Origin of the sequence: Vulcanisaeta souniana JCM 11219, from assembly GCF_026000775.1 — an archaeon.
Lineage (GTDB): Archaea > Thermoproteota > Thermoprotei > Thermoproteales > Thermocladiaceae > Vulcanisaeta > Vulcanisaeta souniana.
The window spans coordinates 2,386,664-2,403,298 of record NZ_AP026830.1; the positions used below are offsets into that span (position 1 = coordinate 2,386,664).

The following is a 16,635-nucleotide window of genomic DNA, read 5'->3' on the forward strand; positions in this document are numbered from 1 at the left end:
GGAATTAATCGATGAATTTACTCCCGTGTATCTTATCAGTTAGATAATCATGAAGGAACTTCAGCCCATGCGTTGATAACGCCTCAATCTCAACCTTCTTCTTAGTCCTAAGGAAAAGCTCAATTTCCTTCTTCCACTGGTCATTTTGAAACCAGGGATACCTAATAAGCTCCTGGGCCCTCTTTAGGTCCCTATCCGTAGCCTTTATCACGTACTCATCACTAATCTTGTAGGTGCGTATATCAGTCGCGGTGACACCCACGAACTTGGCCTCGGGGGTTGCCAACCTGTCGCTCTCATAGCTAAGCTTTATTGAACCACTCTTATAAACACTGTATATGTACCACCCGTATGGGTCACCGTCAGTCAACACGAAGGCCGGCAACCCATACTCCTCATTAAGTCTCCTAACAAACCTCCTGGTAGCCCTATCGGGCATGCCCTTAGCCGTAATTAATAGGCAACTCTCCTTATTCCAAAAGCCCTCCCTATTGAGCCTCTGGAATATTGCATCCTTCTCTATAACCAATACGTAATTAGCCTCAACTTTGACTATGTCTAGTTCATCAGGATTCGGTGGAAGGCTCAATGCTGTGTCCCCAAGCTTCGTGGCATCGATCTCGAAGCCCTTGGACCTAACGATTATTGGGCCCACTACCTTGCCCTTAACATCTGCCGAAAGCCCCATCTCCTCCCTAAGTATCCCAGTGGCCACCTCAATATCCTCAATGACGGCATTGGACTCTGACTGCTCGTCCCATGTGTTTTCCCTAATTACCTTTTTAACAATGTCTGCCTTAAACTCCATCGTGTGTTTACCGTTATAGTAGAGGTCCCTTATTGTTGGATAAACGCCTTCCCTGATTGCCTGTACTATTAGCCTAAGCATGAGCATTGTCTGCATGAACCTCTTGGACTCCTTGAGATCCAGGAACCTCCTCTTGAGTTTCTCCGGACCAAGTACAAGCATTTTCTTCCTTGGGTCCCATACTGTGTTACTTAACGTTCTAGCCGGTATCTCCAGTATAGGTTCCTCATTACCAAGTACCTTGCTTGCTATGGAACTGCCCCAATCCTCAAGAACCTTAAGTACCTCATTCCTGTTCTTAGCCACGATAAACGATAAAGCACCTAACTATTAAAACCTAGCGCCATTGGATCATGCTTTAATAATCACCTAGCAAAAATAATACTAATGACAAACATAAGGGCAATCAGGGGTAGAGACTTCATAACACTCATGGACTACACTACTGAGGAAATAAAGTACTTACTGAACCTAGCCAGGGATCTTAAGTCCCGGTATTACCAAGGCGAACGGCATAGCAATGTGCTCATGGGCAGGACACTACTCATGATATTCGAAAAACCAAGTACAAGGACCAGGGTTAGTCTAGACGTTGCAGCAACGCAATTGGGCATGCACGTAATATACTCAAACCCACAGGAGCTTCAGCTTGGTCGTGGTGAGACCATTGCTGACACCGCGAGGGTTGTCGATAGGTTCGTAGATGCAATAGCCGCCAGGGTTTACAAACACGAATCATTGGTGGAGATGGCTAGGTATGCCGTGGCTCCCGTAATAAACGCATTAAGTGATAAGGAACATCCACTGCAGGCATTAGCTGATGCACTGACCCTGTGGGAGATCAAAGGTAGGCTTGAGGGATTGAGGGTGGCATTCGTTGGTGACGGTGATAATAACATTGCCCACTCATTAATGATAATAGGCGCCAAGCTCGGTTGGGAAGTTAGAATAATATCACCAAAGATTTACTGGCCCACTAAGTTCAATGAATTGCTCACGGAGGACGTCAAGAGGACCGGGGCAAACATCATGATTAGCGATAATACCGAAGACGTCAGAGGAACCGATGCAGTATACACCGATGTCTGGGTCAGCATGGGTATGGAGACTGAGGCCGAGGAGAGAAGGAAGATCTTCAGGCCCTACCAGGTCAATGCCGAACTAATGAGGAAAGCTGGTCCCCAGGCGGTCTTCATGCATTGTCTACCTGCGCATAGGGGTGAGGAGGTCATGGATGACGTTATTGATGGGCCACAAAGCGTAGTTTGGGACCAGGCCGAGAATAGGCTCCATACCGCGAAGGCCGTATTATTATCACTACTGGCATAAAGTAGCTTCACTGTATCTTAATGTTTTTAAAATCGAATCACTAAGTGTGTAAGTTTTATTAATAAAAGAACACATGATCGGCTCGTATGAACAGTAACATAAGGAGGATTAGCATTATAGTAATGCTTGTACTATCCCTGACTCTGAGCTCATTGGTACTCGCCTCAACGGGTGGGTGGCAACAACTCACAATATACGCTAGATCCACAGTGATCCATGCATTAGCCGTATCCACAAACAACAGTGGCGCCGTAATAAACATAACAATAACGGCAATAGAACCAGGCTCTGGATACGTGTATGTGGCGGCAAGTCCATTACCAACAGCCGAGAGTGGAACCTTCCTATCATCATCACAAATAGCAGCATTAGTAGCCACATACCTAGCAAACCAACCATTCAATAAGTACAATTTCACGATTAACGTAGAACCAACAACCCTCGAAATAGGAGGGCCCTCGGCAAGTGGCTATGTGACGGTCGCCATGTGGACACTAATAACGAATAATACGTTAAATCCAGGCGTTGTCATGACTGGCATGATACTGCCCGACGGATCAATAGGACCAGTGGGTGGGTTACCATCTAAGATAGCGGCTGCTGCCCAGGAGGGCTATAAGGTGATATTGATACCATACGGACAACAGATCTACCAAACAAGTAGCGGGCAAATAATTAACCTAGTAAATTACGGAAGAAGCATGGGGGTTGACGTAGTACCCATAATGGACGTTAGGCAAGCCATTTACTACTTCACAGGCGTGAACCTCTCAATACCAGTAATATCATCACAATCCCTCAAGAACCAGGCGTACATTAATGTCACGAAGTTCCTCTGGATGAGGATCTACAATAGGACAATCAACACTGGAGCCATTAATTCCACGGACCCGAATGTATCTAATTACGTCAAACAAGCCATTAATTATGCAGGACAGGGTATGTATTACACGGCCGCAAGCCTTGGGTTCCAGGGACTAATTAATTACTACCAAGACCAACTACAGAATTACACAGCCCAGCAACTAAACGAACTACTTAGTCAATTAAATAATCAATTGAATAATTACGAAAACACCCTACAGAATTATAATATGACTACTGCAAACATAGACATAATGATAGGTATATATGACAGGATCTTTGATGCACAACAATCATTAAGTGCAGCATCCCAGGATCTCTCCGCCGGCGATATTTCCAATGCAATAATTAACCTGGCGTATGCAAAGGCCAGAATTGAAACCCTGGGCGACTGGTTAGCAGTATTAAATGCAATAAGTGGCGGGTCGGTAATATCAACTAACTACCTCGAGGAACTAACAAGCATGTACCTTGTGTATGCACAATCAATAACGGAGTACACGTTATCCTTATCAAGCGCAGTTGGTGTGTCTAATGTTCTACAAAACATAAATTCAATAACCCAGGAGGTTCAGGAGGCGCAGAATAATTACCAAGGTGGCCTCTATCCATTGGCCCTAGCCCAGAGTCTCGACGCAATATCAAGCAATGACGCAATATTGCACCTATTATTTACACCGGTGATAAATGGAGAGATGAATACGGAATACTTGGTTAATATTACGGAGTACGTAAAGGAATTGGCCGTGTACAATACATACGAGGCAGAGAACAGGTGCGGATTATTCCCAATGCTCGCAATATCATACATAGATTACGGCAATTACTACATGTCGCTATATAACTCAACGAACGACATTAGCAACCTATCAGTTGCACTACAACTCTATGAACTGGCAGCCTCTTACTCACAGGCGCTCTATGAACTAGCCACCTCATCAAATTCATGCGGCGCAACATTCACGGTATCCAACATAGTACCAATAAGCATAGGCAATGCATCACTAAATGCACTGAGTAACCAGACAGTAAGTTACAACACTGTGCCCCTGATAATAGGCATCGCATTAATAGTACTTGCTGCAGGTATTGCTGTATTCTCAATAAAAAGCCTAAAAACAACCTCCATCTAAACCTTGATTAAATGAACATAGTACCAATATTAATAATGGACTTCTTCATAAGTTTCATAGGTAATGCAGTACCATTCTTTGGTGAGGCATACACCGTATACGCAGCATTAACACTATTCAACATCAGGTCATCAATACTCAGTATTGCCCTTATCATCATCGTAACTGCACTGGGGGCTACAATATCGAAAAACGTATCATACGCCCTAGGTTACGCATTACGAAAACCCCTCAAGAAAACAAGCGCCGTGAAACTAATAATGTTTTTATCAAGCAAGTCACCACTATGGATCTTGGTAATAATCCTGGCTGCACTACCTGGGTTACCATTCGATGACTACGTATATGTAGGCACAGGAGCCGCATCAATAAATCCGCTAAGGTTAAATGCCTATGTATTAATCGGCAAGCTAATAAAGAGCTCAATAGAGATACCAATAGAGCTCCTCCTCTTCTCGTCACTGTACGGATTATTAAAGCCAAGCATAGGCCTATCAATGTTTCAAGTAATCATGGCAATAGTATTCACAATACTCGCCTTCATAATATTCAAGGTAGACTGGATAAAAATTTACATAAAGCTCCAGAACAGGATTAATGTACTACCAAGGATGAATAACGACGAACTTTAATGGCTCAATTTTACCCTTAACGACCCACATGAACCATAAAAGGAAAGATCCTGCGTTAAGAGTATATTATACTTAATATCCTACCTGATAAGCATGCACTATGTAGTACCCATAGGTTATTCCACAATGCAAATGTTCTTGCCCATAGGCGTGACTGACCTTATCTCTGTAATAATCGGTATAGCAACCGCATTATTACTGGGTTATCTAAAATCATACAAGTCTAAACAACGTTATGCCGCATTGGGATTACTAGTATTTTATTCATTTCTCCTTACCATTATTTATAACTCTAATTTCACTTTAATTAATTGTAAATTACTCTATTTAATTAATAAGAATAGTTATGAACTTAGTAATTACATTATTGGCCTCATATACAGGAATGGCACGAATATAAGTTTTATGAAAACGGTCACTAATTGAAATAAAAATAATACGATTCGTGGATGTTTCAGTTCCTGGTGCGGGGGGTGGGATTTGAACCCACGCAGGCCTTCGCCAACGGGACCTAAACCCGTCCCCTTTGACCTGGCTCGGGCACCCCCGCAGGGTTAGTTAGTATTCACGGTCTTTTTAACTTTTTTGTCTTGGTTTTTCGTTGTCGTCCTTATTTGTGTTCTATTTGTTTTGGTGGGTACCGTGTATGTTCATTTATTTATTTAGATATATTTTTATGCTAGTGTAGTTTGTTAAAGGATTAGGCAAAAAATGCATTTTTATAAAGGTATAAATTACTACGACAGTCCAACAATAATAATGGGCAGAATAATGAACGTGGATAGCGCCTTGGGAGGCATTAATGACGGTTCTGTGGTTGCCATTTCTGGTTTTAACATAGCGGCTACTCCGGAGTTCCTTATCCTCAAGCTTTATGAGAGGTATAGGGATACTGGGCATCCCCGTGATTTGTTCATCGTAGCCGATACACTGCCTGCAGCAAGGGAGCGTGCCCTTGATTTTGTGGCTAAGAGCATGATTAAGGACGGAGATTTTGACTTCATTAGGGGTTTCATGCTGCCATTTCTTGGTGTTGCCCCATGGCTCCAAAGGTTAGCCATCGAGAATAGGGTCGAGGCCTATTCATTCCCTATTGGTGTCGCTACCAAGTGGTTTAGGAGCGTGGCCTCTGGTATACCGACAATTACTAAGGTTGGGCTTGGGACATTCCTTGATCCTAGGCAGGACGGTATTTACCTAAATGACTTGGCGAGGGAAAGGAGGACGTGTAAGGTTGAGTTAGTGAGTATTAATGGTGATGAATACCTACTCTATGATTGCCCAAAGCCAAGTGTGGGCTTGATAAGGGGTAGCGCCACTGATGAATTTGGTAATCTAACAATGAGCGAGGAGGCGATATATAGTTCTGTATTGGCTATAACGCAGGCCGTTAAGGCTCAACCGAACCCAGGCACTGTGATCGCCCAGGTACTTTACGTGAGTAGGTTTGTTAATCCCAGGGATGTACATGTACCTGGACCATTAATTGATCACATAGTGGTTTCACCACCCGAGTATCATATGCAGTCGGCCAGTGTTAAATATGACCCAAGTGTATGTGGTAGGTTCATGCTGAGTAACGCGTGCTTGTCAGATAATGATGTACCTGATTTTGAATCGGCAATTGCCAGGAGAATCGTTCTTGAATTCGTTAACCTTGTGGAGAGGCTGGGTAAACCAATAACCATTAACCTTGGCATTGGTATACCAGCACTGGCTGCAAGGATTATAAAGAGCGAGGGCATTGACGATTACATAACCATAACGGTTGAATCAGGCCCCTGGGGTGGAATAGCCCTTGGCGGTGATGACTTCGGCGTGGCAATATCACCCAGGGCAATAATACCCATGCCCGATCAATTCATAATGTACGAAGGGGGTATAATAGACGCCGCCTCTCTGGGCTTCATGCAAGTTGGGCCTAATGGCGATGTAAACCCAAGTTTCCTATCTGAGAGGGTTACGGGCCCCGGCGGATTCCCCGTTATTGCCCATGGAACACCTAGGCTGTACTTCGCTGGCGCATTCACTGCCGGTAATAGGGATATTGTTGTAAAGAATGGTAAATTAACCATAGTTAGGGATGGGTCAATAATAAAGTTCGTTAAGAAGCCCTATAAGATTGGGTTTAATGCTGAGCTTGGATTGAAGGCTGGTAAGGACGTCATGTACATAACCGAGAGAGCCGTATTCAGGCTAACTAGTGAGGGTTTGGTCCTCGAGGAGTATGCACCGGGTATTGACATTGAGAAAGATGTACTGGCCAAAATGGAGTTTAAGCCCGTGGTGTCTAGGCACATACGTCCAATGGATAGTGCAGTATTCAGGGAAGGCCCAATGAGACTTCTCGATGTTGTTACGAACGCAATTAGGCGTTAATCAATGCGTAGCCCATTACCCTCGGCTTCTTGGCCTTGGCATTTACATTTATAATAAATGCCCTACCGTTTACCATTGGCAACTCCCTGGAAAGTATAATGTGGTCATTCTCGATCTTGCCCATCACCTTAATGCCATTGAATATTACATGGATCTCCCTGGCGTCTTCACTCCACTTAAACCTCATGAAGTCGCCAATAACCTTACTAAACCTAGTGTTGGGCTTAATGAGCGCCTGTATCCCCTCAATTTCCTCAAGCGTTACATTCCTAAGTGCCAATCCGACACGGGTACCTGGTAATACGGAATCCTGGTCCTCATCAAGTACCTGAATGCTCCTGATCTCAACTTCCTTATTCATTGGGTACGCAATGAGTTTATCGTGTACAGAAACCTGGGTTAACGCATAACCAAGCACCACGATGCCAACGCCCCTAACATTAAATGCCCTGTCAACATACACAAGGCCCCTATCACTAACCTCCGCATCAAGCTCCTTAAACTCAGCAACAAGCTTCGAAATACCCAACTCTCTGAAGTACTTCATGAAGGTATTGGCGCCTTCAGCAAGGACAATACCAGGTATTCCGGACGCCTCGAGTAGCAATGCCTTCTCTCCATCAAGCCAGGTTATTTCATTACTCACCTTGAAATAGAAGGAACTGGATATGGAGAGAGCAATGGCCTCATCAAGAATACTATTGGGACTCGGTATTAATATGCTCCGCACCAAGTCGCCAATCTTTCTGTAGTAAATTCTTTCCTCGCCTTTATCCCTCTTACCCAGCATTGAGGCTACCTTGAATGCCTCCTGTTCGTTTGCCGATAATACAGTCACTATACTCCCTCGAAGCACGAAAATAATCGCCGAGAATTATTGCTTTTAAACCTATCGTGCTAATTAGGTAAAATGATCATGGAGGTAAAACACTAATGATGTTGCTGGCGATCCCTGTAAGTCCAAGTTCCTCAACCGTCCTCCTCCTTGGGTAACCAGTACCTGGGTCCCAACCAAGGGTCTCCCAATACTGCTCCCTCATCCTTTCCACATCCTCCTCAGTCAACTTAACACCGACAAGTGGCCCCTCTGGGAATGGTTCGAGAACCCTCCTTGGTAGCTTGAAGTCCTTCTTTGGGTTAACGCCCTCCCTAACATTGAACAACTGCCTAAGCGTGTGTATTCTATGGCCGACCCTGAGTAGATCCTGCGGTGTATACTTTATACCAGTTACGGCATAGATTATGTCTATGTATGGCAGAGTCCTATAGATTACTTGTGATGAGAATTGACAAAAGCCAAGTGAGTTCTCAACCTGTGTTGACATGGCTATTATCGCGGCTTTACGACCCTTATCGCCATAATCGTACTTGGGGGATGCCCCGAGGTCCATGCCTATGTCAAAAGGCGCCCAAAGCCTTTTACCACCCTCACCCCACCAATGGACGCCACCTGCGGTGTGCCTGCCAGGTATTGGATCACCAGTGTATGTAATGGCCAGTCCAGGTAGGAACTGTGGGTGGTGTGACGGTAATTCCTGACCGCCAACGTGTATTGCGTACTGCTCAGTGCCCTTGCCGATTATCTCGGCAGCCCTCTTAACGCCTTGACCAAGTATCTTACCAATACCCTCAGCATTGGCTATCAACTCCACTAGCTTAACCACAGCATCGGGATCGCCCCACTTGAGTGGGAATCCAATGTCTTTCTCGGTCAATATGCCCCTCTCGTAGAGTTCAAAGGCGAAGCCCACCGCGTTTGCCGTGGATATTGTGTCTAACCCATATAGATTGCATAGTTCACCAACATACACTACGGAATCCTGATCCGCATTTAATAGAGCTGGTCCGAATAATGAAGCCGTTTCGTACTCAAGCCTGTGCCCCATATCAACAAGGCCATACCTCGTGTTCCTCCTTATCCACGCGCCACAGGATACTGGGCAGCTGGCACACCCGTAAGGCTTAACGTTGTCCTTGATCACTGTATTCGTACCAAACTTCTCCAGGTTCTTGGTTCCGTAATCCCTAACCCCAATGCCAGCCCAGTTCTTAATTGGGGTGTCGCCGGATAATACGCTTGTATCAAGCGTGGATATTGTTCCATACTTATGCCAGATCTCGTAGGCCTTAGCCCTAGTTGTCCTTAAGGCGTCAAGCATCTCCTTAATCCTTTGCCTGAGCAGGTCTTTATCATGTATTACTGGTTTCTTGTCACCGACAGCCACTATTGCCTTTAACCTCTTACTACCCATCACTGCAGCGAGCCCAGACCTACCGTAGGCCCTACCATACTCATTAATAATAGCCGCAATTAATTGAAGCTTCTCGCCAGGCGGCCCAATACTAACCACCTGGGCGCCCTTGTATCTACTCCTTAATTCATCCTCTGTTTCCCTGGTGTTCTTGCCCCATAGGTCCACGGCGCTCTCTATGTGTATCTCGCCATTATCTATAAGTATGTAGACGGGTTTCTCCGAGACACCGGTGACGAATATTGCATCTAGGCCTGCCTCCATTAATTTTGGCCCAAACCTACCGCCTGCGTTGGAATCCCCCCAACCACCTGTCAGTGGTGATTTGCCCACTGCCATTGACCTACCAGTCATTGAAATGCCACTGGCGTTTAGGAGCCCGGAAATCATGCCCAGTATGTTGCCTGAGCCGAGTGGATCGACCCTAGGCTTCATGTGGGTATATAGGAACCAGGCGCCGAGACCGTAACCACCGAGGAAGTCCCTATATACATCTTCAGGTACTTGTATTTTCTTAACCTCACCTGTTGTGAGATCGACAAAGCCCACAATCCCATTGACACCCTTAATAGTCACAGTATTAGCAGGAAATGGTCTTTTTTAAAGATTAGCCATAGAGAATTTCTGGTGGCATTTGCTTAGTGATCGAGGCAGTTTGCATGTAAGGAATCTTTACCCACTGGTAATGCTTGTTCCTTAGTCTATAGAAATTAATTCCATTTATTGTAATGCATGCATTAAATGTTAATCGATTAACCATATAAGTATATTTATGTATTTTCTTATATTTATTACGTAATCCTTAATCCTGGCTTGTTAATATCTCTTCTACAATGGGAGAAGAGTTAATAAATAGGTCTGAAAAGCTTGGTATAATGCCTACCGACATAATGTGGGTTGTTGGTGGACCACAGGGTGGCGGCATCGATACTGGTGCCAGCGTCTTTATGAGAACCGTGGCCAGGGCCGGTTACTACGTAATTGGAGACAGGGAGTACTTCTCAAACATTAAGGGTAGACACAGTTATTTCATGGTTAGGGTTAGTGACGAGCCTAGGGGAGGTCTACTAAGCGCAATAGATGTCTTAGTAGCCCTTGACGCAGAGTCAGTGTTTACGCACTTCCAGGACATTAAACGTGGCGGTTACCTAATAGTCGATACATCAACCTTCAACACAAAGCTTGAGCAGATCCAATACATGGAGGATGAATTCAAGGAGAGACTCAGGGAATTCTTCAGTAAGTCCGGTATCGAACCTACTGTTAAGGGAGTAATCGATTATTTAAAGAATAATGGTGTTAACATCATAACAATGCACTACGCCGATCTACTCCAGGATGTCAAGAAGAAGCTTCATGACATAGACCTACCGTCGCTAATTGGCAGATACTCAAACGTTGTAATGACAGCATATTCAACTGCCATAATGGGCCTACCCATTGATTACGTGTTTAAGGGCCTAGAGGACGTATTCACTGGCAGAAGAGGCAAATTGCTTGAGTATAATAAGGCCATTGTCGAGATCGTGTATGAGTATGCAAAACCCCTCAAGTCAAGTATAACCTTACCACCGATAAAGAGGGATACAAGGGCTATAATTGTTAACGGCAATGAGGCCGTGGCAATAGGCAAGATACTTGGCGGACTCAGGTTCCAGACCTACTACCCAATAACGCCCGCAGCCGACGAATCATTCTTCATAGAGGCCCACAATATTATTAGCCTTGATCCAGCTACCGAGGAGGCCAAGGCCCTGGAGAAGGCCGGCATAGTGGTTGTTCAGACCGAGGACGAGATATCAGCAATAAACATGGCAATAGGCGCCGGGATAGCCGGCGCCAGGGCCGCAACGGCAACGTCAGGGCCTGGACTGAGCCTGATGGTTGAGGGTACGGGCTTTGCCGGGATGAATGAGATCCCAGTTGTAATAACGCATTATCAGAGGGCTGGACCAAGCACTGGCATGGCTACAAGGAACAGTCAATCTGACCTAAGGTTCGTAATGCACATGGGGCATGGCGAATTCCCAAGGATAGTAATAGCCTCAGGCGACCACAGGGAGGCCGTTGAGGACGCATTCAAGGCCCTTAACTGGGCCGAGAAGTACCAAATACCAGTCATACACTTAGTGGATAAGGCATTAGCGAACTCCTACTCAATGGTTGTTTGGGACCTTGATAAGAAGTCGCTGAAGATTGATAGGGGATTGATAGTGACAAATAATGACAATGACTATAAGAGGTTCAAGTTAACAAAGAACGGCGTATCACCAAGGTCAATACCTGGACCAGGGCCGATATTCTGGCTAACAGGCGATGAGCATGATGAGCACGGACATATAACAGAGGACCCAGTCACTAGGATGGATATGTATGAAAAGAGGATGAAGAAGCTTGAATTAGCAGATAAGGAGATACCAATTACAGATAAGGCTAAGCTTTATGGCCCAGAGAATGCAGACATTACCTTAATTGGCTGGGGTTCAACCAAAGGCGTTATTTTAGATGCCATGAATATGTTAGGCAAGGAGGGTTACAGGGTTAATTTCCTGCAGCTTAAGATGTTCATACCATTCCCAAGCGAGTTTGTGAGGAATGTACTGAGCAAGAACCAGTTGATAATTGATATCGAGTCGAATTATGAAGCGCAGGCAGCAAGTGTGATTAGGGAGAAGACGGGTATCGAGATTAGGCATAAGGTTGTTAAGGTTACGGGGAGGCCCATATTTGTTGATGAGGTTTACGAGGCAGTCAAGAAAATATTGAAGGATAAGGACGAGAAGATAATACTAATGAAAGGGCCCTAATCATTTAAATTGCTGTTAATGGAACTCCCATTCTAAAACAATTTATACCAGCACTCTGAGTATACTACGTGAAGGCAGTTACAGTTATACCGGGTATACCAGAATCACTGAGGTTAATGGATATTCCTAAACCAAACCTTGGTAAGGGGCAAACCCTACTTAAGCCAATCAGGGTTGGTGTTTGCGGAACCGATAAGGAGATAATTGAGGGCAGGTATGGCAAGGCACCCGAGGGCAGTCAATACCTAATTCTTGGTCATGAGGCTGTTGCTGAGGTTGTGGAGCTTGGTGATGGTGTTGATAATGTGAGTGTTGGCGACATTGTCATACCAACAGTAAGGAGACCACTTAATTGCGACTTGCCAGTGGACTTTTGCCCAATCAATCATTACCTGGAGCATGGGATTTGGGGATTGCATGGTCATGCCGCTGAATACTCGGTGACGGATGCCAAGTACCTGGTTAGGGTGCCTAAGGAGGCCATAGACGTCGCCGTACTCACCGAACCCCTAAGCATCGTCGAGAAAGGCATTGACCTAGCAATAAAACTTGGACAAGCAAGGTTTGATTGGAAGCCGAGGACTGCATTAATACTTGGTGCTGGGCCTGTGGGTTTATTGGCCACCATGACTCTGAGGTTGCTGGGTCTAAGTACCGTAACTACAGCGACTAGACCACTGGATAGTCTAAAGGCGAGGCTCGTTAAGGAACTGGGTGGTACATACGTAGACTCAGCGGTTGAACAGATAACTGGAGAGTTCGACATAGTAATTGAAGCCACGGGATCACCACAGGTAATTAATGATGGATTAAAACACATGGCGCCGAACGGCATATACGTACTGCTTGGTGTATATCCTAGTGGCGGTTCTCTGAGCAACCTCGGAGAGTTAATGACGAATGTCGTGCTTAATAATAAGGTTATTGTTGGCTCTGTAAACGCGGGGATCAAGCACTTCGAGATGGCTCTGGATCACTTGAAGAGGGCTAAGGAGGAGCTCAATAATTGGCCTGCTAAGTTAATAACAAAGAGGGCGAACCTTAATAATTACCAAGAGGCATACACCTGGACCCACGATGATATAAAGACTGTACTAGAGATAACCCCTTTATAAAACTATGATGATCCACAACCCAGGTAATTACTTATGACTAAGCTGTCATATGTAATCACCACCAGCTCTAGATCCAAAGAATACGATAGTACTCTTAGGAATCTCCTGAATTAACCTTCATGTACTCCCTGCAACTTATCACCATCCTCAACGTACCTAGCCAGAGTCCTTAGAAACTGACCCAATGAATCCGATGAGCCTCCTTACATACCCTATACACCTAACTGCGGTATCCTCATTATAAACCCATGGCTTCCCACCAAGATAACGAGACAGGGCATGCTCACCACTTAATGTCTGACTCCTTGAAGGATGTGGGTTAATATAATAATAAGTAAGAATAATAAGTTATAAGGATTTTTATAGATATATCATGGGGTTTGTATGAGGATAACCGACGTCACCACATATGTGGTTAAGGCCTATGTTGGTAAGCCCGTCACAGGTTTCAGGGGATTCTATGAGGATGTTGCTTCGAGGATTAGTCATGGCTTTACCGCGGTTTACGTTAAAATAACGACTGATGAGGGATTGATTGGCTGGGGTGAAGCAATAGCCAGGGAAGCCCCTGAGGCAGCGGCCGCAGTTATTAATAGTTTATTCAAACCAATGCTCATTGGCAAAGATCCGCTGGATAACGAAGTTCTTTGGGAACAACTATTCTCCGCAATGAGGATCCGCGGGCATTACGCTGGTTATTACGTAGAAGCCTTATCTGGGGTCGACTTAGCCCTATGGGATATCAAGGGTAAATACTTTGGGAGACCCGTGTATAAGCTACTTGGCGGTGCATTTAGGGATAGGGTTAAGGCCTATGCATCATCTGTGCTCTTCATGAACCCTGAGGATACCGTTAAAGAGATTGAGAGATTAGTCCAGGAGGGGTTTAGATACGTTAAGATTAAGATTGGTAGAGGCTATGACATGGACAAGGCCGTGATTAAGGCTATAAGGGACTCGCTGGGTAATGAGGTTGAAATCATGGTTGACGCTAACACGGCCTATAATGTGTCTACTGCCGTTAAGGTCGGTAGGATGCTCGAGAAGTACGACGTACTTTGGTTCGAGGAGCCTGTACCACCTGACAATATTGAGGCTTACTCAAGGATTGCGAAGGCCCTTGATGTACCGATAGCCGCCGCCGAGACACTATTTACCAAGTATCAGTGGCTTGAGTTCATGATTAAGGAGGCCGTAGACATAGTAATGCCAGACATAGCCAGGGTCGGCGGTATAACGGAGGCCATGAGGATTGCAGCACTGGCCGACGCCTTCGGCATACCCATGACATTCCACGTAGGCCTATCTGGAGCTGCCTGTAGGGCTGCAACACTCCAGTTCATAGCATCACTACCAAGCCACATAACCTTCACACCAACCTATGAATACTACTACATTGAGAAGAATCCGTTAGCTTACGAGGTAGTTAACGGAACGTTTGAGATATTCAAGAAAGATGACGTAGAGGTACCTGGCAAGCCAGGTTTAGGTATTGAGCTAAACGAGGAGAAATTAAGAGGATATGTTTCCTGAGAAGCTAAGCGTTGACTTAATTTTGATAAGTTCGGTAAAACATTATTTTATTTATCGTTATTTGGTAGTTTTTTCATTATTTCATCTATTACCTCCTGCCTAGACCTTCCCTGGGTATTTATATTAAGGGCCTTGGCTATCCTGAGTAGGTCTGGGTCTATTGCCTCGTTTATTGTCTTTTTTATATCCAAGGTGGCATTGTTTATTGATACCTTTGTCTCATTAATAGGCTCATTAACTTCTCTCATGAAGTCCTCCATGGACCTCCTGGCCCAGTTATACCACCTACCCAACTCCCTGGCAATCCTTGGTAGTGCCTCTGGTTTCCAGGCGATTAGGATTAGTAGGAATAGGAAGATCAATAGGCCTGTTTGACCGTCGAGGATTAGGTAGACATGCATTTTTGAGTCCCTTGTTGAATTTCACTTATTACTCATCCTCCAATTAATCTCCTTAATCAAATCCTCCTCACTCTTACCCCTGGTATCAATACCCAGTTTTTCAGCGATCTCAAGAACCTTGGGATCAACACTGGCCTTTGTGGTTGCAGGCCCATTCCTCTGCTGACCAAGGGCCTTATTAATCTCCGCAAGCAACTCATCCCTACTCTTCCCACTTGGGTCAATACCAAGCTTCTTGGCAACCTCAATGAGCTCAGGCTCCGGCTCACTCTCAGCGGCACCACGCCTAAACTCCCTAATGGACTGACCAAGGCTCCTGGCCAACTGGGGAATCTTACTCGGCCCCCAAATAACGAGGACAATAAAAGCTATAATAATCAAAACCAAAGTCTGAGTATCAATAAACAACAACACACTCATCGTAAATAAAGCAATAACTATGCCTTATAAAGTTTTCTCATAATCAAGGATAATTAAATTTGTACCTGCCTTTGTTTGTATATGTTTTTGCTCCATAGGTATCCTGTTTCGAATAGTGCTATGAACATTATGAACCATAGTAGTGTGCTCACCAGTGTTGGGTCTGGGTTTATTATGGATATGGCTACGAGGACCCCGAAGTAAATGTAGGGCCTATTCCTTGAGAGTGCATCGGGTGTTATAAAGCCCACCCGGGTGAGTAGGGCCATTGCCACGGGTGTTTCAAAGAGGAAGCCCGCGAAGAATAGTGTCGCTATTAAGGTGTCCAGAAAACCACTTGTGGTGAGTAGGTGCACAAAACCGAACAGGCAGCTCCAGAATAGGCTTATCCTTAGGAAGGCTGGGAATACGAAGTAATAACCAATGAACGCGCCTAAGTAGAATAATACCATGGCTATCCAGACATAAGTCCTAACAGCCCTTAACTCATGGGGGTAAAGGGCTGGTTTAACATATTGGTAGACTTCATAGACTAGTACGGGTATTGTCACGAGGAGTGCTATGACCATACTGAGTTCGACGCTGAAGACGAAGGGGCCGAGCACCGTGGTCGATATTATGCCTATGGGTTGTGTGGAATTACCAACAATGTAATTGCTGGAGCAGGTTATGGATTTAGCTGAGGAGATGACTTGGTTGAATACGTAATGCCTGAACACAAAGGCTATTATTGGGTTATACTCCATGGTGAAGAAGCCAATGGCCACCTGGGCAATGTTGTGACCATGAACACTAGGCATGGGTAGCCAAAGGGCCACAAAGACTATTGCGAAGACCAACAAAGCCCTCCTAAGCCTAACCCCAAGCTCACGAACATGCTCCCAAAAAGGCAACTCCCTATCAAAAGGCGGCCTATCCTCGTAGTCATTATTAGAATTGCTCACGAGAAATATAATAATTAC

Annotated in this window: 13 protein-coding genes and 1 tRNA gene; 7 read left to right on the plus strand and 7 right to left on the minus strand. The window is 45.0% G+C overall.

All coding sequences use genetic code 11. The annotated features are described in order from the left end of the window. Nucleotides 1-4 precede the first annotated feature (4 nt). The gene (locus tag Vsou_RS13055) at nt 5-1,114 is read right to left on the minus strand and encodes a DNA topoisomerase IV subunit A (protein ID WP_188603229.1); all 1,110 of its coding nucleotides are present in this window, start codon (nt 1,112-1,114) and stop codon (nt 5-7) included. Nucleotides 1,115-1,195: 81 nt separating this feature from the next. Between Vsou_RS13055 and argF the strand changes: the two genes are divergently transcribed. The 3 genes from argF to Vsou_RS13070 all read left to right on the plus strand — a co-directional run bounded on the left by argF (nt 1,196) and on the right by Vsou_RS13070 (nt 4,766). Further along, complete coding sequence (gene argF, locus Vsou_RS13060) at nt 1,196-2,137, plus strand: ornithine carbamoyltransferase (RefSeq protein ID WP_188603230.1); 942 nt, start codon at nt 1,196-1,198, stop codon at nt 2,135-2,137. Nucleotides 2,138-2,223: 86 nt separating this feature from the next. Then, complete coding sequence (locus Vsou_RS13065; protein ID WP_188603231.1) at nt 2,224-4,134, plus strand: S16 family serine protease; 1,911 nt, start codon at nt 2,224-2,226, stop codon at nt 4,132-4,134. Between the two features lie 11 nt (nt 4,135-4,145). Continuing rightward, nucleotides 4,146-4,766, plus strand: coding sequence for a hypothetical protein (locus tag Vsou_RS13070; RefSeq protein ID WP_188603232.1), 621 nt, complete (start codon nt 4,146-4,148; stop codon nt 4,764-4,766). 462 nt (nt 4,767-5,228) lie between these two features. On the opposite strand, the gene Vsou_RS13075 is transcribed toward Vsou_RS13070, so the two are convergent. After that, nucleotides 5,229-5,316, minus strand: a tRNA-Leu gene (locus Vsou_RS13075). A gap of 209 nt (nt 5,317-5,525) precedes the next feature. Here Vsou_RS13075 and Vsou_RS13080 point away from each other — a divergent pair. Next, complete coding sequence (locus Vsou_RS13080; protein ID WP_188603233.1) at nt 5,526-7,145, plus strand: acyl CoA:acetate/3-ketoacid CoA transferase; 1,620 nt, start codon at nt 5,526-5,528, stop codon at nt 7,143-7,145. On the opposite strand, the gene Vsou_RS13085 is transcribed toward Vsou_RS13080, so the two are convergent. Then, complete coding sequence (locus Vsou_RS13085; RefSeq protein WP_188603234.1) at nt 7,135-8,001, minus strand: translation elongation factor; 867 nt, start codon at nt 7,999-8,001, stop codon at nt 7,135-7,137. The two genes, Vsou_RS13080 and Vsou_RS13085, sit on opposite strands and share 11 nt — an antisense overlap. 58 nt (nt 8,002-8,059) lie before the next feature. Beyond that, the gene (locus tag Vsou_RS13090) at nt 8,060-9,973 is read right to left on the minus strand and encodes an aldehyde ferredoxin oxidoreductase family protein (RefSeq protein ID WP_188603235.1); all 1,914 of its coding nucleotides are present in this window, start codon (nt 9,971-9,973) and stop codon (nt 8,060-8,062) included. 299 nt (nt 9,974-10,272) lie between these two features. Between Vsou_RS13090 and Vsou_RS13095 the strand changes: the two genes are divergently transcribed. The 3 genes from Vsou_RS13095 to Vsou_RS13105 all read left to right on the plus strand — a co-directional run bounded on the left by Vsou_RS13095 (nt 10,273) and on the right by Vsou_RS13105 (nt 14,852). Further along, nucleotides 10,273-12,204: a 2-oxoacid:ferredoxin oxidoreductase subunit alpha gene (locus tag Vsou_RS13095; RefSeq protein ID WP_188603236.1), complete on the plus strand. Its 1,932-nt coding sequence runs from the start codon at nt 10,273-10,275 to the stop codon at nt 12,202-12,204. Nucleotides 12,205-12,272: 68 nt separating this feature from the next. Then, nucleotides 12,273-13,319 (plus strand): glucose 1-dehydrogenase, encoded by a 1,047-nt coding sequence (locus tag Vsou_RS13100; RefSeq protein WP_188603237.1) that lies wholly within the window; start codon nt 12,273-12,275, stop codon nt 13,317-13,319. Nucleotides 13,320-13,703: 384 nt separating this feature from the next. Further along, the gene (locus Vsou_RS13105; protein WP_188603238.1) at nt 13,704-14,852 is read left to right on the plus strand and encodes a mandelate racemase/muconate lactonizing enzyme family protein; all 1,149 of its coding nucleotides are present in this window, start codon (nt 13,704-13,706) and stop codon (nt 14,850-14,852) included. A 47-nt stretch (nt 14,853-14,899) separates the two neighbouring features. Here Vsou_RS13105 and Vsou_RS13110 read toward each other — a convergent pair whose 3' ends face one another. Genes Vsou_RS13110 through tatC form a run of 3 tightly spaced genes read right to left on the minus strand, consistent with a single transcriptional unit; the run spans nt 14,900 to nt 16,617 of the window. Beyond that, complete coding sequence (locus Vsou_RS13110) at nt 14,900-15,253, minus strand: twin-arginine translocase TatA/TatE family subunit (protein ID WP_264890740.1); 354 nt, start codon at nt 15,251-15,253, stop codon at nt 14,900-14,902. A gap of 21 nt (nt 15,254-15,274) precedes the next feature. Further along, nucleotides 15,275-15,673, minus strand: coding sequence for a Sec-independent protein translocase subunit TatA/TatB (locus Vsou_RS13115; protein WP_188604243.1), 399 nt, complete (start codon nt 15,671-15,673; stop codon nt 15,275-15,277). Nucleotides 15,674-15,726: 53 nt separating this feature from the next. Beyond that, the gene (gene tatC, locus Vsou_RS13120) at nt 15,727-16,617 is read right to left on the minus strand and encodes a twin-arginine translocase subunit TatC (RefSeq protein WP_188604244.1); all 891 of its coding nucleotides are present in this window, start codon (nt 16,615-16,617) and stop codon (nt 15,727-15,729) included. Nucleotides 16,618-16,635: the final 18 nt, after the last annotated feature.

Bases quoted from the DNA above. Each gene is read 5' to 3' on its own strand.
- Vsou_RS13115 (WP_188604243.1), bottom strand. From the start codon at position 15,673: ATGAGTGTGTTGTTGTTTATTGATACTCAGACTTTGGTTTTGATTATT.
- Vsou_RS13070 (WP_188603232.1), top strand. From the start codon at position 4,146: ATGAACATAGTACCAATATTAATAATGGACTTCTTCATAAGTTTCATA.
- Vsou_RS13110 (WP_264890740.1), bottom strand. From the start codon at position 15,253: ATGCATGTCTACCTAATCCTCGACGGTCAAACAGGCCTATTGATCTTC.
- Vsou_RS13065 (WP_188603231.1), top strand. From the start codon at position 2,224: ATGAACAGTAACATAAGGAGGATTAGCATTATAGTAATGCTTGTACTA.
- argF (WP_188603230.1), top strand. From the start codon at position 1,196: ATGACAAACATAAGGGCAATCAGGGGTAGAGACTTCATAACACTCATG.
- Vsou_RS13080 (WP_188603233.1), top strand. From the start codon at position 5,526: ATGGGCAGAATAATGAACGTGGATAGCGCCTTGGGAGGCATTAATGAC.
- Vsou_RS13095 (WP_188603236.1), top strand. From the start codon at position 10,273: ATGCCTACCGACATAATGTGGGTTGTTGGTGGACCACAGGGTGGCGGC.
- Vsou_RS13105 (WP_188603238.1), top strand. From the start codon at position 13,704: ATGAGGATAACCGACGTCACCACATATGTGGTTAAGGCCTATGTTGGT.